Annotated in this window: 19 protein-coding genes; 7 read left to right on the forward strand and 12 right to left on the reverse strand. The window is 73.2% G+C overall.

What is annotated here, in order from left to right; all coding sequences use genetic code 11:
- Positions 1-3: 3 nt before the first annotated feature.
- Positions 4-834, reverse strand: coding sequence for a glycosyltransferase (locus ACWDN5_RS09100; protein WP_310971137.1), 831 nt, complete (start codon positions 832-834; stop codon positions 4-6).
- A gap of 305 nt (positions 835-1,139) precedes the next feature.
- On the opposite strand from ACWDN5_RS09100, the gene ACWDN5_RS09105 reads away from it, so the two are divergent.
- Both ACWDN5_RS09105 and ACWDN5_RS09110 read left to right on the forward strand, forming a co-directional pair.
- Positions 1,140-2,570: an exopolysaccharide biosynthesis polyprenyl glycosylphosphotransferase gene (locus ACWDN5_RS09105; RefSeq protein ID WP_449675697.1), complete on the forward strand. Its 1,431-nt coding sequence runs from the start codon at positions 1,140-1,142 to the stop codon at positions 2,568-2,570.
- Positions 2,552-3,919, forward strand: coding sequence for a putative glycoside hydrolase family 15 protein (locus ACWDN5_RS09110; RefSeq protein WP_310971139.1), 1,368 nt, complete (start codon positions 2,552-2,554; stop codon positions 3,917-3,919). Before ACWDN5_RS09105 ends, ACWDN5_RS09110 begins: the two co-directional genes overlap by 19 nt.
- A 130-nt stretch (positions 3,920-4,049) precedes the next feature.
- Here ACWDN5_RS09110 and ACWDN5_RS09115 read toward each other — a convergent pair whose 3' ends face one another.
- Genes ACWDN5_RS09115 through ACWDN5_RS09155 form a run of 9 tightly spaced genes read right to left on the reverse strand, consistent with a single transcriptional unit; the run spans position 4,050 to position 13,823 of the window.
- Positions 4,050-5,174 carry a glycosyltransferase family 4 protein gene (locus ACWDN5_RS09115; RefSeq protein ID WP_449675699.1) on the reverse strand — a complete coding sequence of 375 codons (1,125 nt, stop codon included), beginning with the start codon at positions 5,172-5,174 and terminating at the stop codon, positions 4,050-4,052.
- A complete protein-coding gene (locus ACWDN5_RS09120) occupies positions 5,171-6,280 on the reverse strand; it encodes a glycosyltransferase (protein ID WP_449675701.1) in 1,110 nt (369 codons plus the stop codon). The genes ACWDN5_RS09115 and ACWDN5_RS09120 overlap by 4 nt, the downstream gene beginning before the upstream one ends.
- Positions 6,277-7,701 (reverse strand): oligosaccharide flippase family protein, encoded by a 1,425-nt coding sequence (locus ACWDN5_RS09125; protein WP_449675703.1) that lies wholly within the window; start codon positions 7,699-7,701, stop codon positions 6,277-6,279. Before ACWDN5_RS09125 ends, ACWDN5_RS09120 begins: the two co-directional genes overlap by 4 nt.
- Complete coding sequence (locus ACWDN5_RS09130) at positions 7,698-8,933, reverse strand: glycosyltransferase 87 family protein (protein WP_449675705.1); 1,236 nt, start codon at positions 8,931-8,933, stop codon at positions 7,698-7,700. Before ACWDN5_RS09130 ends, ACWDN5_RS09125 begins: the two co-directional genes overlap by 4 nt.
- Entirely contained in the window at positions 8,930-9,778 is an 849-nt protein-coding gene (locus ACWDN5_RS09135) for a hypothetical protein (protein ID WP_449675707.1), read from the reverse strand. Before ACWDN5_RS09135 ends, ACWDN5_RS09130 begins: the two co-directional genes overlap by 4 nt.
- A complete protein-coding gene (locus ACWDN5_RS09140) occupies positions 9,775-10,818 on the reverse strand; it encodes a glycosyltransferase (protein WP_449675709.1) in 1,044 nt (347 codons plus the stop codon). Before ACWDN5_RS09140 ends, ACWDN5_RS09135 begins: the two co-directional genes overlap by 4 nt.
- Positions 10,793-12,028 (reverse strand): O-antigen ligase family protein, encoded by a 1,236-nt coding sequence (locus ACWDN5_RS09145; protein WP_449675711.1) that lies wholly within the window; start codon positions 12,026-12,028, stop codon positions 10,793-10,795. The genes ACWDN5_RS09140 and ACWDN5_RS09145 overlap by 26 nt, the downstream gene beginning before the upstream one ends.
- The gene (locus ACWDN5_RS09150; protein ID WP_449675713.1) at positions 12,025-12,990 is read right to left on the reverse strand and encodes a polysaccharide deacetylase family protein; all 966 of its coding nucleotides are present in this window, start codon (positions 12,988-12,990) and stop codon (positions 12,025-12,027) included. The genes ACWDN5_RS09145 and ACWDN5_RS09150 overlap by 4 nt, the downstream gene beginning before the upstream one ends.
- Positions 12,987-13,823, reverse strand: coding sequence for a hypothetical protein (locus ACWDN5_RS09155; protein WP_449675714.1), 837 nt, complete (start codon positions 13,821-13,823; stop codon positions 12,987-12,989). The genes ACWDN5_RS09150 and ACWDN5_RS09155 overlap by 4 nt, the downstream gene beginning before the upstream one ends.
- 406 nt (positions 13,824-14,229) lie before the next feature.
- Here ACWDN5_RS09155 and ACWDN5_RS09160 point away from each other — a divergent pair, with 406 nt between their 5' ends.
- The 4 genes from ACWDN5_RS09160 (at position 14,230) to ACWDN5_RS09175 (ending at position 16,348) form a co-directional block, all read left to right on the forward strand.
- Positions 14,230-14,598: a hypothetical protein gene (locus ACWDN5_RS09160; RefSeq protein WP_310971149.1), complete on the forward strand. Its 369-nt coding sequence runs from the start codon at positions 14,230-14,232 to the stop codon at positions 14,596-14,598.
- Between the two features lie 106 nt (positions 14,599-14,704).
- Positions 14,705-15,055, forward strand: a complete 351-nt coding sequence (locus ACWDN5_RS09165) for a hypothetical protein (RefSeq protein WP_310971150.1) — start codon at positions 14,705-14,707, stop codon at positions 15,053-15,055.
- Between the two features lie 90 nt (positions 15,056-15,145).
- Entirely contained in the window at positions 15,146-15,439 is a 294-nt protein-coding gene (locus ACWDN5_RS09170; RefSeq protein ID WP_449675717.1) for an ANTAR domain-containing protein, read from the forward strand.
- Between the two features lie 558 nt (positions 15,440-15,997).
- A complete protein-coding gene (locus tag ACWDN5_RS09175) occupies positions 15,998-16,348 on the forward strand; it encodes a hypothetical protein (protein ID WP_310971152.1) in 351 nt (116 codons plus the stop codon).
- 239 nt (positions 16,349-16,587) lie between these two features.
- Here the strand turns inward: ACWDN5_RS09175 and ACWDN5_RS09180 are convergent, their stop codons facing one another.
- Complete coding sequence (locus ACWDN5_RS09180) at positions 16,588-16,809, reverse strand: hypothetical protein (protein ID WP_310971153.1); 222 nt, start codon at positions 16,807-16,809, stop codon at positions 16,588-16,590.
- A gap of 108 nt (positions 16,810-16,917) precedes the next feature.
- Positions 16,918-18,546 (reverse strand): glycoside hydrolase family 27 protein, encoded by a 1,629-nt coding sequence (locus tag ACWDN5_RS09185; protein WP_449675720.1) that lies wholly within the window; start codon positions 18,544-18,546, stop codon positions 16,918-16,920.
- 235 nt (positions 18,547-18,781) lie between these two features.
- Between ACWDN5_RS09185 and ACWDN5_RS09190 the strand changes: the two genes are divergently transcribed.
- Positions 18,782-21,658, forward strand: a complete 2,877-nt coding sequence (locus tag ACWDN5_RS09190; RefSeq protein WP_449675721.1) for a glycoside hydrolase family 9 protein — start codon at positions 18,782-18,784, stop codon at positions 21,656-21,658.
- The last annotated feature ends 101 nt before the right edge of the window (positions 21,659-21,759 follow it).

Below are 21,759 nucleotides of genomic sequence, written 5' to 3' on the forward strand. Positions count from 1 at the left end.
GGGTCACAGCTTCCGGTAGGGCGCCGGGCTGAGCCGGTCGCGGGCGAGCAGTTTCAGGTATTGCACGACGGTCCGCCGCAGCTTCAGCTTGCTCGGCCCCTGCTTGCGGTCGTACCGCAGGGCCAGCGGGACCTCGGTGATCACCGGGCGGCAGTGGCGCAGCTTGAGCAGCAGCTCCACCATGCAGGCGAACCCCTGCTCCTCGATGAGCCGCTCGCCCCAGTGCGCCGACGCGCGCGCCAGCAGCGACGCCCGGTAGGCGCGGTAGCCGCTGGTGAAGTCCCGGACGCCGTCGACGTCGAGGGCGCGGTGGAACAGCTGGGCCGCGCCGCGCGAGAGCAGCCGCCGCCCGAACGGGGCGGTCCGGTCGTCGCCGCCCGGGACGAACCGGGAGCAGATGGCGACGTCCGCGCCGGCGGTGATCTCCGCCTGCAGCGCGCGGATCAGGGCCGGGTCGTGCGTGTCGTCGGCGTCCATCACGACGACGACGTCGTCGGGGCCGGCCTCCTCCAGCGCCGCCCGGAGCCCGGACTGCACCGCGCGGCCGAGCCCGAGGTTCACCAGGTGCCGCACGACGCGGACGTCGAGCCCGCCGTAGCCGGCTTCGGCCACCGCGACGGTGGCGTCGGCCGAACCGTCGTCGACGACCCAGACGGTGACCTCTTCGGTGCGGGCCACGTCGGCGAGCCGGTGCAGCAGCGGCGGCAGGGACGCTTCTTCGTTGAACGCGGGCAGCACGACGTGCGCCCGCCCGCCGGTCCGGGCCCCGGTGGGATCCGGTCCGGCGCGGTCCGGTTCGGACAGTGTGGCCAGGGTGGTCTCTTCGCGTGCCACGGTTCCCCTTGTCTCGTCTTTGCGCATCACCCGGCCGGAATCGGGTTTCGTGCGGCCGTCGAGTCCTATTCGGCTATGTTGTGTGGTTTCTTTAGTGGCCCCGGAAGTCCCTCGGAAGGATGCGCGTCATCAGGATTACTTGGTGTTCCCGAAAATCACTGGATCGGGTTGATGGGGCGCCCCGATCGAGTGCATTTCCGGGGATGCGCGAAAAAATTCACCCGATCGAGCCGGTGGTGCCTCGAATGGCTGAGTCGTGAAGAAAGCGAGAATGGAATCCTCATGTCAAGTAGAGGTCGAGACCGGTGACTGAACTCAGAGACACGGTCGTCACCGAAGCGGTGCCGGCGCAGCGGCGCGTCCGCACGGGCGACCGGCCGCGCGACGCCGTCCGCTCCCGCCCGCTCCTCGCCCGGGTCAACGCCGTGGCCGTGCTGCTCGTCGCCGTCGACGGCGCCGCCTGGCTGACGGCGGTGCTGCGGACCGGCCCCGGCCCGGCGTGCGCGGCGGCGACCGCCGTGGCCCTCGCCGGGGCGCGCGTGGCCGGCCGCGTCCACCGCCGCCGGCTCTGGCTGTCCTGGCTGCAGGACCTCCCGCGTTCGGTCACCGCCACCGCACTGGCGTTCGCGCTCGTCACCGGGTTCGGGCTGGTGGCCGGGGTGGACGGCGACGACACGGCCCGGATGCAGGAGGTCGTGCTGTGCTTCGCCGTGCTCAGCGAGGCCGTCCGCCCGGCCGTCTTCGCGTTCGGCCGGTGGGGGCGGCGACGGCTGCGGCGCTGCGACCGGGCCGTCGTCGTGGGGTCCGGCCGGATCGGCGGCGAGCTGGTCCGCACCATGCTGGAGCACCCCGAATTCGGGCTGCTGCCGGTCGGCGTGGCGGCGTCCGGCCGGGAGCCGGTGCCGTCCGGGCTGCCGGTCGAGCGGATCGACGACGACCTCACCGGGGCCATCACCCGGCTGCGCGCGGGCACGGTGGTCCTCGCCCCGGCCGACGACCGCGACCACGCGATCGTCGACGCCGCCATCACCGCCCACCGCCTCGGGTGCGTCACGCTGGTGCTGCCGCACCTGTTCGAGCTCTGCCCGGACGGCCCGGGGGTCGACCGCCTCCGCAGCTACCCGCTGGTGTGGCTGGGCGGCGCGCCGACCCGGCGGCCGAGCTGGTGGGTCAAGCGCGCGGTCGAGACGGCGCTGGCCGCGGCCGCGCTCGTCGTCCTCGCCCCGGTCATCGCGGTCTGCGCGCTCGCGGTCGCGGTGGAGAGCGGGTTCCCGGTCTTCTTCCGGCAGGTGCGGGTCGGGATGGACGGCGGCACGTTCGTCCTGTTCAAGCTGCGCAGCGTCCGGCAGGCCGCCGTCGACGATTCGCAGACGCGCTGGTCGGTCGCGGGGGACCACCGGGTCGGCCCGGTCGGCCGCTTCCTGCGCCGGTCCTCTTTGGACGAATTGCCGCAGCTGTGGAACGTCGTGCGCGGTGACATGTCGCTGGTCGGCCCGCGGCCCGAGCGGCCGGTGTTCGTGCACGAGTTCTCCGCCGTCCACGACCTGTACTGGGCCCGGCACCGGGTGCCGACCGGGTTGACCGGGCTGGCGCAGGTGCACGGCCTGCGCGGGGACACCTCGATCGCGGACCGGGCGCGCTACGACAACTACTACATCGCGAACTGGTCGTTGTGGCTCGACGTCAAGATCATCATCCTCACGGTGGGAGAACTGCTGTGCCGAAGGCAACGCTGATCCGCCGTCGCCCGGCGGCGTCCTGGACGGCCACGGTGGTGCTGCTGGCGAGCTGCCTGGCCGGCTGCGTCGCCAGCTCGGCGCAGGAGCTCGCCGCGCCGCCGCCGAAGCCCCTGGCGCCCTGCGCGTGGTGGTACGGGATCGGCCAGCCGCCGACGGCGCAGGAGATCGAGCTGGCGGCCAAGCGCTACCAGGTCGTCGTGCTCAACGCCGACCAGGGCGCGGCCATGCGTCGGCTGCACCAGCTCAACCCGCGGGTGAAGGTACTGGTGTACAAGGACCTGTCGAGCACGCGCAACTACCCGGGCGCGGTCGACAGCGGCCAGGACGCGGTGTTCCTGCCGAGCGGGATCGGGTACGTCGCCGCGCAGGAGCACCACCCGGAGTGGTTCGCCCAGGACGTCAACGGCCGCCGGATCGAGTGGCAGGGCTACCCGAAGCACTGGCAGATGACGGTGTGGAACCCGGACTACCAGAAGGCCTGGACCGACGCCGTCGTCACGGAAGTGAAGCGGGAGGGCTGGGACGGCGTGCTCGCGGACAACGACTTCAACTCCCTGAGCCACTACTCGTCGGCGGTGCTCGCGGGCACGGCGAACGTCACGGAGACCGACCGCAAGCTCCGCGACGGCCTGGACGCGTTCCTGGCCAAGGCCGGCGACGCGCTGACGAACGCGGACAAGCTCCTGGTGCCCAACGTGTCCGAGACGCACCTGGTGCCGGGCCGCTGGACCGCGCACTCCCGCTTCGGCGGCGCGATGGAGGAGAACTTCGGCTTCCGCGAGAACGGCGGTACCGGCGGCCTGCTGACTTTCCGCGGCAACGAGTTCCAGGAGCTGCGCGCGCAGGCGGCGCTCGGCGAGTCCCTGCTGCTGCTGGTGACGCGGACGCACAATGCGCGTGAGGAGCGGTCCGGTTACGCGAGCGCGGCGTTGCTGGCGGGCCCGCGCACGTGCTGGACCCGCGCGACGACGGACGACTACCGCGACCCGGAGTGGTCGACCCTGCAGGATTCCGGGCTCGGCGAAGCGGTCGACGCGGCGAGCCGGCTGCCCAACGGCGTCTGGAGCCGGACGTTCACCAACGGCTGGGTCGCGGTCAACCCGACGGCCTCCAGCCAGACGGTGGTCCCCCCGGAGGGCCTCGTCAAGCCCGGCGCACCCCCCTCACCCACCCCGACTTCGTCCCCCACTTCCGCACCCACCGCCACGTCCACCCCGGCCCCACCCCCGCTCACCCTCGAAGCCGCGGACGCGGTCGTCCTGGTCGACCCGCAGCAGCTGGTGAAGCGAGGAGCCTGGCGAGTCACCCGCGACGAGTTCCGAGTCGGCCGCCTCTGGGCCCGCTAACCCGTGTCGACCCCCCAATCACGCGTGTCGACCCCCCAATCACGCGTGTCGACCCCCCAATCACGCGTGTCGACCCTTTAATCACGCGTGTCGACTCTCCAGTCACGCGAGTCCGGTGTCCGGAGGGTCATCACGCGTGATTGAAGGGTCGACACGATGTCGTCAGCTTCTCGTAGAGGGCGAGGTGACGGCGGGCGCAGGACTCCGGGCGGTAGCAGGCGTGGGCGCGTTCGGCGAGGAGACGGCCGAGCCGGCCCGGGTCCGGTTCGGCGAACAGGGCGCGTAGGCGCGCGGCCAGGGCCGGGACGTCGCCCGGCGGGGCCAGGAACGCGGGGCCGCCCGGGACGTCGAGCATCGCGGGGACGCCGCCGGTGGCCGTCGCCAGGACCGGCTTGCCCGCGGCCATCGCTTCGGCCACCACCAGCGGCTGTTGCTCCATTGTGGACGGCAGGACCAGCGCGTCGGCGGACGCCAGCAGCGCCGGGACGTCCGGCCGGAAGCCGAGGAACGTCACGCGCCCCGCCAGCGGCTCCTGCCGCGCGACCCGCTCCGCCGCCGCCCGCTCCGGGCCGTCGCCGACCACCGTCAGCCGCGCGTCGGGCGGCAGCACGCCCGGCAGGGACAACGCCGCCAGCAGGTCGAGCAACCCCTTGCGCTCCACCAGAAGCCCGGCGAAGACGAGGTGCCGCACCGGACCCCGCGGCGGGGACGGCGAAGCCTCGGCGACGCAGTTGTCGACGTGCACGATCCGCCGCTCGGGCACCCGCAGGCGACGGCGCAGGAACGCCCCCATCGCGTCCGCCGGCACGATCGTCCGGTCCAGGATCCGCGCGACGACGGCGTCCGCGGCCAGCACCGTCCGCGTGTACGCCGACGGCCCCGCGGCCCCCCGCGCGCCCCGGAACCACGGCTCCGCGACGTCGTCGGGCACGCCGTGGTAGGTCTGCACCAGAGCCGGACCGCGCCCGAACCGCAGGCCGGCGATCACCAGCCCGGCGCGCCTGTCCTGCGCGTGCACGACGTCGGGCCGCCACGCCCGCAGCGCCGCCCGTGCCCGGCCCGCCGCGGCGAGATCCTCCTTGTCGGTCACCGCGAGTTCCTGGTGGAGGCCGTCGAGCAGCGAAGCTCCCCGCGCGGGCACGGGACCGAAGACGCGGACGTCGTGGCCGTCGGCGGCCAGCGTCGCGGCCAGGCGGACGGTGACGTCCACCGGACCGCCGCGATCCTGGGTGAGGAGATAGGCGATGCGGGTCACGAGAGGCGCTCCGACGGGGTGAGTTTGTCGACGAGGGCGGCGATCTGGTCGGTCATCCGCCCCCGGTCGAAGGACAGTTCCACGCGGCGGCGGCCGAGTCCGCCTTCGCGCCGGGCCAGCGCGGGGTCGGCCAGCCGCGCGACGACGGCGTCGGCGAGCAGGCCGACGTCGCCGGGCGGCACCATCGCGCCCGCGTCGGCGACGCTCTGGCGCATCCCGCCGACGTCGAAGCCGACGACCGGCCGCGCGCACGCCATGGCTTCCAGCGGCACCAGCGCCATGCCTTCGGCGCGCGAGGGCAGGACGACGACGTCCGCGGCGGTGTACCAGGCCGCGGGATCTTCGGTGTGTCCCGGCCAGTGCACGGACGCGTGCCCCGCGACCGGGTGCCGCTCGCGCCAGAGCGGGCCCATCGGCCCGTCGCCGGCGAGGACGAGCTGCGCGTCCGGCAGCCGCCGGAGCACCGCGGGCCACGCCGACAGCAGCTGGTCCTGGCCCTTGAGTTCGGCGAGCCGGCCGACGCAGACGGCGATGGGCGCGTGTTCCGGCAGCCCGAGCCGACGTCGCGCGGCGGCCCGGTCACCGGGGACGAACCGGGTGGTGTCGACGCCGTTGCAGACGACCTCGGCCTCGGCGGTCACCCCGGCGGCCCGGCCGGAAACGAGCTCGTCGTCGCTCACGCACACGAGGAGATCGGTCCACCGCGACGCCAACCGCTCCCACGCGGCGGACGCGCGCAGCAGCGGCCCGCTCGCCGACTCGAAGGACCACATGTGGGGCTGGAACACCGTGGGCCGCGAACCACGCACGGCCAGCCTTCCGGCCAGGCCGGCCTTGGAGCTGTGCAGGTGGACGACGTCGGGGTCGAGGCCGGCGAGCAGCCGGCGCAGCCGCAGCGCTTCGGCGATCGAGCCGGGCCCGGGCGAGCGGCCGGCGGACCAGCTGCGCAGGGCGACCCCGTGCTCGCGCGCGCGATCCGGCAGCCAGCCGGACGGCGGGCAGGCGATGGTGACCGACCACCCGCGGTCGCGTTGGGCGACGGCGAGTTCCAGCACGACCGCGGCGACGCCGGCGGTGACCGGCTGGGTGACGTGCACGAGCTTCACCGGAGACCTCCTCGGCGCAGTTCGGCGAGCGCACCCCGCTGCAGCACCACCGTCGCCCCGGCGTATCCGGCGACGAGCACCGCCGCCTCCGCCACCACCCCCGGCAGCGAGCCCCCGAACCACCGCCCGGCAACCACCGCCGGGACCGCCCCCGCCACGCAGGCCAGCACCACGCGAACCGCCATCCCGCCCAGCTCCGCCACCGACGGCGCCACTCCCAGCCCGGCCAGCACCCGCCACGCGACCGGGACCACCAGCCACGCGGCCGCGAGCTGCACCACCGACACCGCCCCGATCCCGGCGTGCGTCAGCACCACCAGCCCCACCGCGAGCAGCACCAGGTGCGTCGTCTCGAGCGCCAGATACCGCCGCACGTGCCCGGTCGCCTTGACCGCCTGGTACCAGATCTGCAGCAGGCAGATCCCCACGCCGTAGCCCGACAGCAGCACCAGCGGCCCGGCGGCCCCCGCCCAGCGCTCGCCCAGCAGCACGACGTGGCCGGCGAGGACCGCGAGCGCCAGGTACAGCCCGCCGGTCACCACGAGGACCGCCCGGGTGAACCGCGCGACCGCCCCGGCGAGCGGAGTGCCCTCGCGCCGCAGCCGCGTGAACACCGGGAACGCGACCGCGCCGAGCACGACCGCCACCATGATGTACGGCACCCACGCCAGCCGGTACGCCAGCGAGTAGACGCCGACCGCGTCCGGCCCGAGCACGTGCCCCACCGCGAAGTAGTCGACGTTCACCAGCAGCGCGCCCACCACCGCCGCCGGCCCGACCACGGCCACCCAGCCCAGGACTTCGCGCGCGGCCGCGGTGTCCCAGCAGGGCCGGACGCCGCCGCGGGCCAGCGCGCCGAACACCGGCTGCGACACCGCCGTGGCGAGCAGGCCGAGCACCAGCGACAGCGGCCCGGCGCCGCACACCGCGAGCACGACCGTCAGCGCCGCGCCCAGCACCGCGCTGCCGCCGTCGGGCAGCAGCCGCCGCCGGAAGTCGAGCTCGCGGTGCATCAAGCCCATCTGCACCCCGCCCGCCGCCGAGAACGGCAGGCCGAGCGCGGCCAGCCGGACCAGCCCGGCGGCGTCCGGCGTGCCGAGCAACGCCGTGAGCGGACCGGCCAGAGCCGCCAGCGCCACGGCCAGGACGAGCCCGGCGCCGACGCTCAGCGTGAGCACCGTGCCCGCCGTCCGGCGCGGGTCGCGTTCGGTGCGCCCGATGACGTCGTAGACGCCGATCGACTGGACGACCTGGCCGAGGTTCACCAGCGCCACCGCGAGCGCCACGGCGCCGAGCTGGCCCTCGGTGAGCAGGGCGGCCAGCACCAGCGTGACCAGCATCTGGCTGCTCTTGCTGACGAGGTTGACCACGCCCAGCCACAGCGTGCCGCGGACCGCGCGGGTCCCGAGCGCGGCCGTCACGCGGCCCTCCTCGCGGCGACCACGGCGAGCACCCACGCCACGACCACCGCGGCACCGTCCACGGTCACCGACGTCCGCGGCCCGAACAGTCGGTCCACTGTGTACAGATGGGCGAAGGGGACGGCGAGCGCGAGGACGGCCAGCCCGGCCGCACCCCACCCGGGCGCACCCCGGTGGCGCCACCACAACGCGGCCACCACGGCCATCGCGGGGACGGCGATCAGCACGTCACCGGGCTGGTGCACCACGCAGACGACCACGGCGAGGAGGGTCAGCAGATCGGCGACCGGCTCTTTCGCCCGCCGGATGAGCAGCGCGCTCGCGACGAGCACCCCGGCCAGCACCACCAGCTCGGACGGCGTCCAGCCGGTGACGCGGAAGACCACCGCGGCGACGTCGATGCGTTGCGCGGTCACGGAGTCGACGGCACCGTAGTCGGTGCCGCGGGCGTGACTGAGGTTCGCGAGGACGACGTCGACGAACGGCCCGATGCCGCCACCGCGCACCACGAGGAGCACGACGACCGGCAGGCTGGCCGCCGCGGCGATGGCGGTGCCCAGCAGCGCGACCCGTCGCGAGCCGCGGGCAAACAGCAGGACGGTCAGCGGGAAGCCGTACTGCGGCTTGAGCCAGGCGAGCGCGAGGGCGGCGGCCGCCCACCCGGGCCGGTCGCGCCGGGCGAGCAGGGCCCCGGCGGCGCCGAGGGCGATCAGCGGGTTGATCTGGCCGACGTAGAGCTGCGCCTTCCCGACCTGGCTGGTCACGAGCAGCGCGGAGACGACGGCGGTGGTGACGCCGAACGGCACCGGAACGTACCGCCGGACGGCGTGCGCGGTCAGCGCGGCGAGCGCGACGAGCAGCAGCAGCGAGAAGAGGGTGAACGCGACCGCGCCCACGCGGTAGCCGGGCAGCGCGAACGGGGCGTGCAGGATGAGGTGGTAGGGCTGGTAGAGGTTGAAGTCCTGGCGGACCGGCCAGTGCGCGAACATCGCGGCCGGGTCGTAGGGGTTGCCGCCGGCGAGGAACTCGCGGATGGGGAAGTAGAGGGCGTCCCGGAAGTCCTGCAACCGCTCTTCGCCCGCGACGGCCGGGGTGGGCAGCGGGACCTGCCACGCGGGGGAGACGGCGTGCCAGGCGCTCACGACCCCGGCGAGCGTCGCGAGGAGCAGGACGAGACGCTCCTTGGGGGACATGCCGTGCTGTTCGAGGGCAACGCTCTGCTCGGCGGTCATGCCAGCACCACCGCCACCAGGACCGCGTCCACCGGCAGCACCCCGACCGCCGCGGTCAGCTCGGCCTGGTTGCGGCCACCCGCCGTGACCGCGACCACCGAGGCGCCCTCGCCGCTCTCCTCCGGCAGCCCCGCCGCCAGCTTGGCCGCGACCTCGGTCAGCGACGGGGTCACCGGCACCACGCGCACCGGCCGTCCGGCCGCGCGGCACAGCACCGCCAGCCGGTCCGCCGCCGACGGGTCCTCCTCCCGCAGCATCGCCACCGGGCGGCGCACGCCCGCCGCCGCCAACGCCCGGCGCACCGGGCCCGGGCCCGCACCGCCCGGCGTCAACCGGCGCACGGCCGCCGTCGCCAAGCCCGCGGCGACCGCGCCCACCAGGGCCAAGCCGCCCACCAGCGGCACGTCCGGGGCCACCGTGACCACGTCGGGCCGCGCGTCCAGCGTCCGCAGCTTCCCGGCCGGCGCCAGCAGATCCGCGTCGATCATCGCCTTGCCGAGCGCCATCGCCGCGGCTCCGGCCTGCTCGGCCGAGGGCGCCCGCACCGACAGCCGCGCCAGGCCCGAGGCCGGGACCAGCTCGACCGCCACGTGCCCGGCCAGCTCGTCCGCGCTGTACCCCGAAACCGGGGCCGCCGCGGCGAGCACCGACGGGCTGCGGGCCAGCTCCACCAACGCCGGCAGCGCCAGAGACACGACCTCGCCGTACGGCGCACCGTCCGCCGCGGCGGGGGCGGCGAGCAGGCTCACCCGGCCCTGGTACTCGGCGCCGCGCGTCAGGCCGACGACCAGCACGAGCGCACCCACCAGCAGCGCCACGACGACGCTGGAAACCACGGACTTCATCGGGCACCTCGGAGCAACTCGTCGTAGGACTTCATGAGCGTGTGCGGGTCGTAGTCGCGTTCGATGGCCCGGATTCCGTCAGCGCCAACGGTTTCTCGCGCGGCCGGGTCGAACAGCAAGCGATCGAGCGCGGCGGCCGTCGCGGCCGGATCCGCGGGCGGCACCACGATCCCGCCACCCCCGGCGAGCACCCCGCCGATCCCGCCGACGTCCGTCGCCACCACCGGCCGCCCGGCCGCCATCGACTCCAGCACCGCCAGCGGCAGGCCTTCCCAGTCGCTGGTCAGCACCGTGACGTCGGCCGCGGCCAGGAGGTCCGGCACGTCCGCGCGCGTCCCGAGGAACTCGACCCGGCGGCCCAGCGCCGCCGCCCGGCGCTCCAGCTCCGGACGCAGGCTGCCGTCGCCGGCCAGCCACAGCACGGCGTCGCCGTCGACCGCGGCCCACGCGTCCAGCAGGACGTCGTGCCGCTTCTGCGGTTCGAGCCGGGCCAGGCAGAGCGCGACCGGTGTCCGCGAAGGGACGCCCAGCGACGCGCGGATCTCCGCGCGCCCGAACACCGGCGTCCTCGGGAACACGGCGTTGGGGATCACCACCGGACGCTCCAGTCCCGACGCCGTCAGCCGGTCCGCGGTGGCCTGCGAGACCGCGACGACCGTGCCGGACGTGCGGCGCAGGATCCCGGCCGCCGCCGCGTAGTCCGGCTCGGCCACGCCGTGGAAGACGGTGATCGGCCGGCGTCCGGCCAGCCGGGCCACCAAGCTCGCGCCGACGTTGTGGGCCAGCACGACGTCGGGCCGGAACCGCGAAATCGCCCGGCGGGTCGCCCAGGCCGCCTTCAGCACGCCCGCCTTGCTGCGGCGGGCGAGCGGCACGGGGAACGTCGGCACGCCGGCCGCGGCGAGCGCGTCGGCGCGGAAACCCCCGCCGCTGGCGACGGCGGACACCCAGCCGTACTCCTCGCCGCGGGTCACCATGCCGGCCACGAGCGTCTCCGCCCCGCCCGCCCCCATCTCACTGATCACGTGCAGCACCCGCATCGGCGCTCCCCTCTCCTTCTCGAACCCGGGCTTCGGCCGCGACGGCGAGCGCGGCCAGCGACCACAACGGCAGGTAGTACTGCTCGGACAGGAACGTCGAGGTGACCAGCACGGCGAGCAGCGACGCCTGGATCGCGACCGCTTCCGTCCGCCGCGGCCCGGGGCCGGCCAGCCGGACCGTCCGCTCGCTCGCCACCGCGGCGACGCCGACCACCCCGGCGAACAGCGCGAACCCGGGCAGGCCGAGTTCCGCGGCGACCTCGAGGTACATGTTGTGCGCCACCGGGGTCTGCTCGTCGACCTCGGCGTTGTGCGACTCGGCGGCGTAGTGCTCGCGGAACCCGCCGGGGCCGACGCCGAGCACCGGCCGGCCGGTCAGCATCCGGGCCGCCGCCTGCCAGCGCAGCTCCCGGGTGTCCACATTGGTCGCCGCGATGAAGCTCTTCTCCTGCAGCGCCCGGTCCAGCTGCGGCCCGGCGAACAGCAGCGCGCCCAGCCCCAGCCCGGCGACCGCGACGGCCGCGGCGGCGAGCACCCGCCACGGCAGCACGCGGCGCAGCAGCAGCCAGCCGACCGCGGCGGTCAGGCCGAGCGCGCCGCCGCGGGAGAACGTCGCCGTCGCGCCGGCCACCAGGACGATGCCCGCGGCGGTCAGGACGAATCCCCGGCCACGGCGGTGCAGCGCCGCGAGCAGCGGGACGGCGGCGACGAGGAAGTAGGCCAGGTCGTTCGGGTCCGGCTGCGGCCCGCTCGCGCGCGCTTCGCCCTCGGCGACCAGGCTGTAGAGGGCGCCCGCACCGGCGACGGTGGCACCGGCGGCCGCGGCGAGCAGCAGCCACCGGATCGGGACCTCGCGGCTCGCGACGTCCGCGAGCACCGCGGTGACCACCAGGAACGGCAGCCAGCGCAGGGTGTACTCGGCGGTGAACGCGCCGGCCGCGTGCACGGACGCCGTCGCCGCCAGCACGACCGCGAGCAGCGCCAGGACCGCGTGCAGCGGCGTCGGGCGGGGTGGCTGCCGCCGGCGGACCCGCACGACCAGCCAGACGACGACGAGCAGCGCGGGCGCGGCCTTCCCGAGCTGGCTCTGCACGGCCGTCAGGTAGCCCTCGACCGGCGCCAGGGCGACGGTCGCGCACGCGAGGACCCGAAGCAGGGTCGCCTCGACGTTTTCGCGCTGGGCCGGCCGGACGACCGCGACCAGTGTCATCTGCCGAGGTCCAACCTGGTCACCGGCCGGGTGCGCCGCACGGCCGTCCGGCGCACGTACTCCCCGGTGCCGACGACGTCGAAGTGCTCGCGCAGCGCGGAAAGCACCCAGCCGAGCCAGGCCACCTTCCGCGCACCGGGTGCGGCCATCCCCGGGAAGAACTCCATCCCGGGCGCGTCGGCCGCACCGAGGACGTCGGTGGGGTGCAACAGCAGTGACGGCGAGACCCCGCGGACGAGGCAAAGCCGCAACGCCGTCCGGAAGTACGCCCGGGCCAGCCGCGGCGAGATCGCGTGCAGCTGCAGCAGGTACGAGCCGTGGATCGGCGTGCGCAGCAGCGGCATCGTCGTCACCGGCAGCTCGACCAGCGTGCTGCCGGCGCACGTCTGCCAGCGGTAGGCGTGCACCGGCGCCAGCACGCGCGAGACGCCGCCGAACAGCTCGCCGGCCCCTTCGTCGACGTTCTTCGCGGTGCGGTTGTGGTACGCGCGGGCCAGCGGGCCGATCCACGTCGGCAGCGTGCTGGCGTCGTAGGCGTAACCGCGCTCGGCGAGCAGCTCGACCAGGTCGCGCGTGACGCTGTAACCGGGGCCGCGGAACCCGCTCGGCCGGGGCGCGCCCGCGGCGGCGATCGCCTCTTCGGTGCGGCCGAGCTCGTCTTCCAGGCGGTCGCGGGAGTAGCGGTGCAACCAGGGTTCGTGGCCGAAGGAGTGGTTCGCCACCTCGTGCCCGGCCGCGGCGATCTCGGCGACCGCCTTGGCGCCGTCTTCGCGCACGACGTCGGCGCCGACCACGAAGACCGTCGTCGTCAGGCCCTGCTCGCCGAGGATCTCCAGCAGCCGTGGCACCGCGGACGGCAGGAAGCTGGGCCGGTCCCGCCAGCCCGGATCGCCGTGGGTCTTGAGGTAGGCCCACAGGTTGTCGAGGTCGACCGAGACGCTCGCGAGCGGCCGCGGCGTCACGCGGCTTCCCCGGCGAGGGCAGGAGCGGCCGCGCGGGACTGCACGCCGAGCAGCAGGACACCGCACACGACCACGGCGAGCCCGGTGGCGACCCACGGCCCCTGCCCGGCGACGACGTGGTCGCCCAGGGCGGCGATGCCGGTGACCGACGCCAGCACGATCGTGGTCGCGTCCGCGGTGGCCACCACCGCGGCGGCCGGGCCGCGCTGCAGGGCGGAGGCCATCGAAGCCTGGCCGAGCACGGCGGCCGCCAGCATCAGCCAGGTCAGCGGATTTCCCGGCAGGGCCGCGAGATCGAGGTGGGCGAGGGTCCGGCTGGCCACCGCCACGACGGCGAACGCGACGCCGGACAGGACCGCGGCCGGCAGGAACGTCCCCGCCCGGCCCGCCGGGATCATGGCCAGCCCGATCCCGAGCACCACGGCCGCCAGCGCGGCGACCCCGGCGGGCGGGAGGTCCGTCGCGACCGAGGCCGACGACGACCCGGCCAGCACGACCAGCCCGGACGCCAGCAGTACCAGCGTCATCGCCTCCCCGGCGCGGATCCGCCAGCCGAGGACCACCACGCCGAACGCCGTCGCCAGCCCGATCGCCGACGACGACGCGGTCTGGACCAGGTACAGCGGCAGGGAAGCCCGCGCGAAGAACGCGAGCGCGAAGCCGCCCACCTGACCGGCGAAACCCAGCAGGTACAAGCGATCGGCGGCGAGCCGGGCCAGCAGCCCCAGTCCCGCGCCCGGCCGGTTGCCCGCCCGCCGCGCGGCGACGCTCTGCGCGACGATCCCCACCGCGTAGAGCACCGCGGACGCCACGAGCACCGCGTAATCCACCACGAACCACTCCTCACGTCCCGCACCGCGAACCGGGTGATCCGGCAAAGCGTAGGAACGCGGAAGTGGCTTCACTTTCGAAGGATGGGGTTGCGGAATTCGTCACGCTCCGAGATGGATCTGCGGGCCACGAGCAACCCCATAGCGTGACGCATGGCCTTGTTTCGAGGGGTAGAACACGTTGCGTAGTAACGGTTCGTCGATCGCCCGCGACATCCTCCGGACCGGACGGCGGAAACCCGCGGCGGCCCACCCGTTCGGGCTACAGGAACCCCGGTCAGGGGTTCGCGCACCCCACACGATCGGTGAACCGGCTGGAATGCGGGACGGCCCATCAGTACGTTTTTCCCACCGAGGCGGAACAATGCCTTGAATGCTGCTCCAGCAATTGTCTTGTCGAGGAGAATCCATGCTGAAGAAAATCGGCTTCGTCGCCGCCGCCATGGCGGCCGGGGCTTTCGTCACCGGTGGGATCGCGGCCGCCGGGACGCCGGACGAAGAGCACGGCCACCACCACGGCCACCACGGCTGGGACCACACCGGTCAGGTCGGCCTGGTCAACCTGAACAACACCGACGCGCTGCACAACGTCCAGGGCACGCTCGGGCTGTGCCACAACAACGTCAACGTGCTCGGCGTCCAGGTGCCGGTCCAGGAATCGCTCAACGGCATCGGCGTGCCGATCCTGTCGCCGGGCGCCAGCGAGGCCGAAGGCGAGTCGCCGTACAACTGCGCCTCCAGCGGGCTCGCCGACGGCGGCACCAGCCAGGGCGACTGAGCTTTCCGCCCCGGCGGAAAGAAATGATTTCCGACAATGGCGCGGCTCCGGCGCGCGCCGTGGAATACCGCCCCGTGCCGGGGTGGGCAGTTGAGGAGTTCTTTTCGTGATCAAGCAGCTCGGATTCGTCGCGACCGCACTGGCGGCCGGCTTGGCCGCGTTCGGTGGCTCGGCCTCGGCGACCAGCATCACCGTCGAGGGCCACCCGGCCGACCACAGCGAGCAGTTCGGCCTGGCCAACGTGCAGAGCCTCGACGCGCTGCACAACGTGGACCTCGTCGGCGGCGTCTGCGACGACAACGTCAACGTGCTCGGGGTGCAGGTCCCGGTGCAGGACGTCGCCCAGGGCGTCGGCGTGCCGGTCCTGTCGCCGGGGGCGAACGAGGCCGAGGGCTCGTCGCCGTCGAACTGCGCCAGCGGCAGCATCGCGGACGGCGGGACGGCCCAGGGCCACTGACCGACCCCGGTGGGGAGCCGTCGCGCGGATGCAGTGTCCGTGCGGCGGCTTTTCGCGTTTTGCGGGCCGAGGAAGCAGAGGAGCACGACCGTGCCCGGTGACGTCGACCCGGTGGCCGAGAACGCGCAGCTGCGCGAGGCCCTGTCGTCCCAGCCGGTGATCGAGCAGGCGAAGGGCATGGTGATGCTCTTGCGCGGGTGCACCGCCGCGGAGGCGTTCGGCGTGCTGGTCACCGTGTCGCAGCTGAGCAACGTCAAGCTCCGCGACGTCGCCACGGTCGTCGTGGCCGCCGGCAGCGACGCCGAGCCGGGACTGTCCGATGCGGACGCGGAGCGCGCGGTCCGCGCGGTGTTGTGTTGCCACCTGCTGGACGCGTCCGGCTAGTGTCCTGAGTCGTTAATTCGCTGGCAGTATGCGGCGAGGAATGTGGCATGACCGGTAGCGTGGGCGGACGCTCAACGCCAACGGCGGCAGCTTCGGGCTCGGCATCCCCACACCCTGGACACCGGCCACGAAATTCGAACTCAGGGCACTAGCTGCTGGGAACCGGCGAGGACGGGCGTCGCCCGGCTGCGGGCTCGGCTGAGGGGTTCAGGCCTCGCCGGTTCACCAGCCGGAATTCCGTTCCCGGGGTCAGGGGAACGAGTTCCGTACACTCGAGCCTAGGGCTTCCGCCGCGTTTTCGCCGCGATTCTTCGAGTGGTCGCGGCGTGAACGAGTGTGCGAATGGAGCCGGTTTTGCGGGAAACGGTTTTCCGCGTGGTAAACCTCGCTGACCCGATCGGGCCAATGGTGGCCAGGTCAACGGCTTGCGGTGCGTACCCGATGGTGGCGCGAAGTGGAATTGTGCCCGTGCGGAACAGTACGTTTCCCCCACGCGGGACGGAGAACACACACCTCGCCCCCGTCCTGTCCGATGCACCGAACGATCGAGGAGAACAAATGCTGAAGAAGGTTGGAATCGTCGCGGCTGCCATGGCGGCCGGCGCGTTCATGGCCGGCGGCGTCGCGGCCGCCGACACGCCGTTCGACCACGACCACCACGGCGGCCACACCGGGCAGCTCGGCCTGCTCAACCTGAACAACACCGACGTGCTGCACAACGTCAACGCCGTGGTCGGCGTGTGCGACAACAACATCAACGTGCTGGGCGTCCAGGTGCCGATCCAGAACTCGGCCAACGGCATCGGCGTGCCGATCCTGTCGCCGGGCGAGCACGAGGCCAGCGGCGAGAACCCGGAGAACTGCGCCTCGGGCGGCATCGCCGACGGCGGCACCAGCCAGGGCCACTGAGTCCCCGCGCCACGGCTGCCCGTTGTGTGTGCGGAAGCCGGCCGGGGCGCGGAACCCGGCGCCGCGCCTGATGTCGTGCGGCGTGCCCGGAACAGGGAGCGAGCTGCACACTCCGGTTCCCCGTCCCGGGCACGCAGCGACCTGGTGCCGACGCCGGCACGGGTGGGACCGGCCCAGGGCCGGTCCCACCCGGCGCAGCGAAGCCGCGATCGGAGTCCCGATCGCGGCTTTCGCCGTTTCTACCGGCGGCCGAGAAGCCGGCCGACGACCCCGCGGCGGCGCCTGGGCGTGGTGCCCACCCGCAGCACGATGTCCAAGAGCGCCGCCTGCTGTTCGCTGGCGGCACGGCTGTAGCCGGGCGACGCCGCCACGGCGCGCCGAAGGTCGTCAGGGTCGGCGGTGCCGGTGTCGAACCCGGTGACCCGGGTGACGTCGATGGGGCCTCGGCACGGTGTTTCCACGCGAAAGTTCTCCTGCGGTCGGACGGTCCGTGTCTCGTTATCGCTCCGTTACCGCCTGAGCGTTACCGCCACCGTGTCGCCCGGTCAGGTGAGAACCGGCGAAGAGGCTCAGACGCGGCTCCACTTCTGGTTCGCCTGGCCGTTGCAGGACCACAGGATCGCCCGGGTCCCGTTCGCGGTCGCTGCCCCTTCGGCGTCCAGACACAGTCCTGATTGGACGTTGCGGAGCGTGCCGTCCGAGCCGAGCGTCCACTTCTGGTTGTTCTGCCCGGTGCACGAGCGGCTGGTCACCTGGGCGCCGCTCGAGCCGCCGTCGAGGCACTTGTCGCCGAAGACGCGGATTTCGCCGTTCTCCCAGGTGGTCCACAGCTGGTTGGCGGCGGTCTGGCAGTCCCAGAGCAGCGTGCCCGCGCCGGACGCGGTGGAGGCGTTGTCGACGTCGAGGCAGCGGTTCGAGCCCGTGCCGCGCAGCCGTGACGTCGTGGCCGCGAGCGGGGTGCCGCCGGAAACGCGGTAGGCGGCGATGCCGTGGGCCGGCACGCTCGCGCTGATCGGCCCGCTGGACGCCGACGTGCCGCCCGTCCACACGTCGGTCAGGGTGAACGACGTCCCGGACAGCCCGATCTGCGCCGCGGTGGTGCTGATGGTCGTCGTGCCGCTGCCGCGGTTGAGCAAGCCGACCGCGACCGACCCGTCGGACAGCGGTTTGGCGAACACCTCGACGTTGCCGTCGTCGCGCACCCGGCGGCCACCGGCGCCGAGCCGGTCCTGGTCGATCGCCAGCAGCCGCGGGTTGCGCAGGACCGCGCTGATCTCCGCGGACATCGTGCGGATGTCGTTGCCCGCCATCAGCGGCGCGGCCAGCAGGGCCCAGAGCGCGAAGTGGGCGCGGGACTCGGTCAGCGACAGGCCGGGCCGGCCGACGACCAGCATGTCCGGGTCGTTCCAGTGCCCGGGCCCGGCCTGCGCGGCCAGCGGCGCGGTCACGTCGAGGACGTTGCCGACGCCCATCGGGTAGCTGTTGGTGTTGCCGTTCTGCCAGATGTCGAGCAGGTCTTCGGTGGTGCGCCACAGGTCGGCGACCTGGCCCCAGTCGTACTTGTCGCCGGTGATGGCGTGGTAGCTGTTCGGGTTGATGCTGTAGACGATGGGCCGCCCGGTGCCGCGCAGCGCGTCGCGCATCAGGCCGAAGCGGCTGACCTGCTCGTCGCGCGTTCCGGCGGGGGAGCACCAGTCGTACTTCAGGTAGTCGACGCCCCAGGAGGCGAACGTGCGGGCGTCCTGGGCCTCGTGGCCCTGGCTGCCGGTCGAGCCGGGGTAGGTGCCGGTGCGCTGGGCGCACGTGCGGTCGGTGGGCACCTGGTAGATGCCGAACTTCAGGCCGCGGGCGTGGATGTAGTCGCCGAGGGCCTTCATGCCGCTCGGGAACTTCGAGGCGTTGGCGCGCAGGTTGCCCTGGCTGTCGCGCTGCGGGTCGAACCAGCAGTCGTCGACGACGACGTACTGGTAGCCCGCGTCGCGCATGCCGGAGGAGACCATCGCGTCGGCCGCTTGGTGGATGGTCGACTCGCTGACGTTGCAGCCGAAGCTGTTCCAGCTGTTCCAGCCCAGCGGCGGGGTCACCGCCGGGCTCCCGGGCGCGGCGACGGCGGCCGCCGGGACCGCGGCGGACAACGACAACGCGGCGGCCGCCGCGGTGAACAAGTGCAGGACCCGTGAACGGGTTCGAGCGGGCATCGTCGCCCCTTTCCGGACGGGCGGACCGGGAGTTAGCGTTAACATTTCCGGTCGCGCTGAAACTTTCGGAAAATTTCGCGTTGGCTGACCCGGTGACCCAGGTATGTATAGACGAACGCCGGTACCGCGTCCACCCTCCTTCGCCGATCATTGCCAAAGGCGCACGTCGATGATTACAGTCCCCTGTCTGGGAGCGCTCCCACTTTTGCCGAGCTCGACGACGAGGAGATGGCGAATGCGGGTAAGAAGATTCCGGGCTGGTCTGGTGTTACTGGCGGTGACGGCGCTCGGGCTGACCGCGGGTTCGGTGCCCGCGTCCGCCGCGGACTACGAGCGGCTGCTCAACGGCACCTTCGCCAGTGGCACCCTCGACCCCTGGTGGGCCGGGTCCGGGACCACCGGCCGGGTCACCGGCGGTGAGTTCTGCACCGACGTCACCGGCGGCACGGCCAACGGCTACGACGCGCTGGCCGGCCAGAACGGCGTCCCCTTCGAGGCCGGGCAGGAGTACACGCTGGAGTTCGACGCGCACGCGACGACCAGCCAGCAGATCTCCGCCGTCGCCGGCGAGGCCGTCTCGCCCTACCGGCAGATCTCCCGCACCGACCTGACCGTCACGCCGGCGACCCAGCACTTCACCGTCACCTTCACGTCCACTTTGGACTTCCCGGCCGCGGGCAACGGCCAGCTGGCCTTCTGGTTCGGCGGCCAGGCCGCGAACAACACCGTCTGCCTGGACAACATCTCGCTGATCGGCGGCGTGCTCCCGCCCGGTGGCCTGCCGCCGACGAGCGGCATCCGGGTGAACCAGGAAAGTTACACCCCCGGCCTGCCCAAGCACGCCACCGTCATCAACAGCTCGACGTCGCCGGTGACGTGGACGTTGCGCAACGCCGCCGGCACCGCGGTGGCCACCGGCCAGACCCGCCCCCGCGGCGCGGACGCCGCCTCCGGCGAGAACGTCCACGACATCGACTTCTCCGCCTACGACACCGCGGGCACCGGCTACACCCTGGTCGTCGGCTCGGAGACGAGCTTCCCGTTCGACATCTCCGCGGACGGCCTCAAGAAACTCCGCTACGACTCGCTGGCGTTCTTCTACAACCAGCGCAGCGGCATCGCGATCGACGCCCAGTACGTCGGGGCCACCTACGCGCGCCCCGCGGGTCACGTCAACGTGGCACCGAACCAGGGCGACAACAACGTGCCGTGCCGGTCGGACCTGAACTGCGGTTACACCCTCGACGTCCGCGGCGGCTGGTACGACGCGGGTGACCACGGCAAGTACGTCGTCAACGGCGGCATCGCGACCTGGGAGCTGCTCGACGAGTACGAGCGCGCGCTGAAGCTGGGCGACGCGAGCGCGCTGGGCGACGGGAAGCTGGCCATCCCGGAGCGGGCGAACGGCGTCCCGGACATCCTCGACGAGGCCCGCTGGGAGGTCGACTTCCTGCTCTCCATGCAGGTCCCCGACGGCAAGCCGAACGCGGGCATGGTGCACCACAAGATCCACGACGCGGCGTGGACCGCCCTGCCGACCCGGCCCGAGCTGGACAGCCAGCCGCGGCGGCTCTCCCCGCCGAGCACGGCGGCGACGCTGAACATGGCCGCGGTCGCGGCGCAGGCGTCCCGGCTGTGGCGGACCATCGACCCGGCGTACTCGGCGAAGCTGCTCGCCGCGGCCGAGAAGGCGTACGCCGCGGCCAAGGCCAACCCGAATCTGCTCGCCGACCCCAATGACGGCACCGGCGGCGGGACCTACAGCGACAACACCGTGACCGACGAGTTCTACTGGGCGGCCGCGGAACTGTTCGCGACGACGGCGAAGAGCGCGTACCGCACCGATGTCACCGGCTCCGCGCTCTACCGCGGCGTCAGCTTCAACACGCACGGCTTCGACTGGGGCTCGACCGGCGCCCTCGGCGACATCACCCTCGCGCTGGTGCCCACCGACCTGCCCGCGGCGGACGTCGCGGCCATCAAGACGGCGATCACCACGACGGCCGACAGCCACCTCGCCCAGATGGCGGGCATGGGCTACCCCGCGCCGTACCGCACGGCCGACGGCACGTACGAGTGGGGCTCGAACGGCCTGGTCGCCAACAACGGCGTGGTGCTGGCCCTGGCCTACGACTTCACGAAGCAGGACAAGTACCGCGACGGCGCGTTCCAGGCCATGGACTACCTGCTCGGCCGCAACCCGGCGAACTACTCCTACGTCTCCGGGCACGGTGACCAGGCCGTGCAGAACGTCCACCACCGGTTCTGGGCGCACCAGCTGGACCCGTCGCTGCCGATCGCACCGCCCGGGGCGCTGTCCGGCGGGCCCAACAGCGGCCTGCAGGATCCGACCGCGGCCCGGCTCCTCGCCGGCTGCCCGCCCCAGCGCTGCTTCGTCGACGACATCCAGGCGTACTCGGTGAACGAGGTCGCGATCAACTGGAACTCGGCGCTGGCCTGGCTGGCGAACTGGACGGCGGAGAAGTCGCCGTCCGCGGTGGACACGACCGCCCCGGCCGCGGCCGGCAAGCCCGCCGTGTCCGCGGTGTCCGCCACCGGGGCGACGGTGACCTGGTCGGCGTCTTCGGACGCCGAAAGCGGGATCAAGAACTACGACGTCGTCAGCGTGACCGGTGCGACCCGCAAGGTCCTCGCCACCGTCACCGGGACCAGCGCGACCTTGACCGGGCTGTCGCCGTCGACCGCCTACACGCTGGTCGTGGTGGCCCGCAACGGCGCGGGCCTGACCGGCCCGGATTCGGCGTCGGCGCAGTTCACGACGCTGCCGGACGCCTCGGGCGGCGGCTGCTCGGTGACCTACACGGCGAACAGCTGGTCCGGCGGCTTCACGGCCTACGTCACGGTCACCAACACCGGGACGGCAGCGTGGTCGAACTGGGTCCTGAAGTTCGCCTTCCCGGGTAACCAGAAGGTGACCCAGGGCTGGTCGGCGACGTGGGCGCAGTCCGGTGCTGCGGTCACCGCCACGGCGATGCCCTGGAACGCCTCCGTGGGCGCGGGCAAGTCGGTGTCGATCGGCTTCAACGGCAGCTACACGGGCAGCAACGCGTCCCCGTCGTCCTTCGCGGTGAACGGGAAGACGTGCGGCTGACGCCCGTTCCGGTCGTTCGATCGGCGGACTGACGAAGACTCCGCTAACGTCACACCTGCGGGCAGGTGCGCCTCCTCCCCCCTCGGCGCATCTGCCCGCAC

It is taken from the genome of Amycolatopsis sp. NPDC003731 (assembly GCF_053586895.1).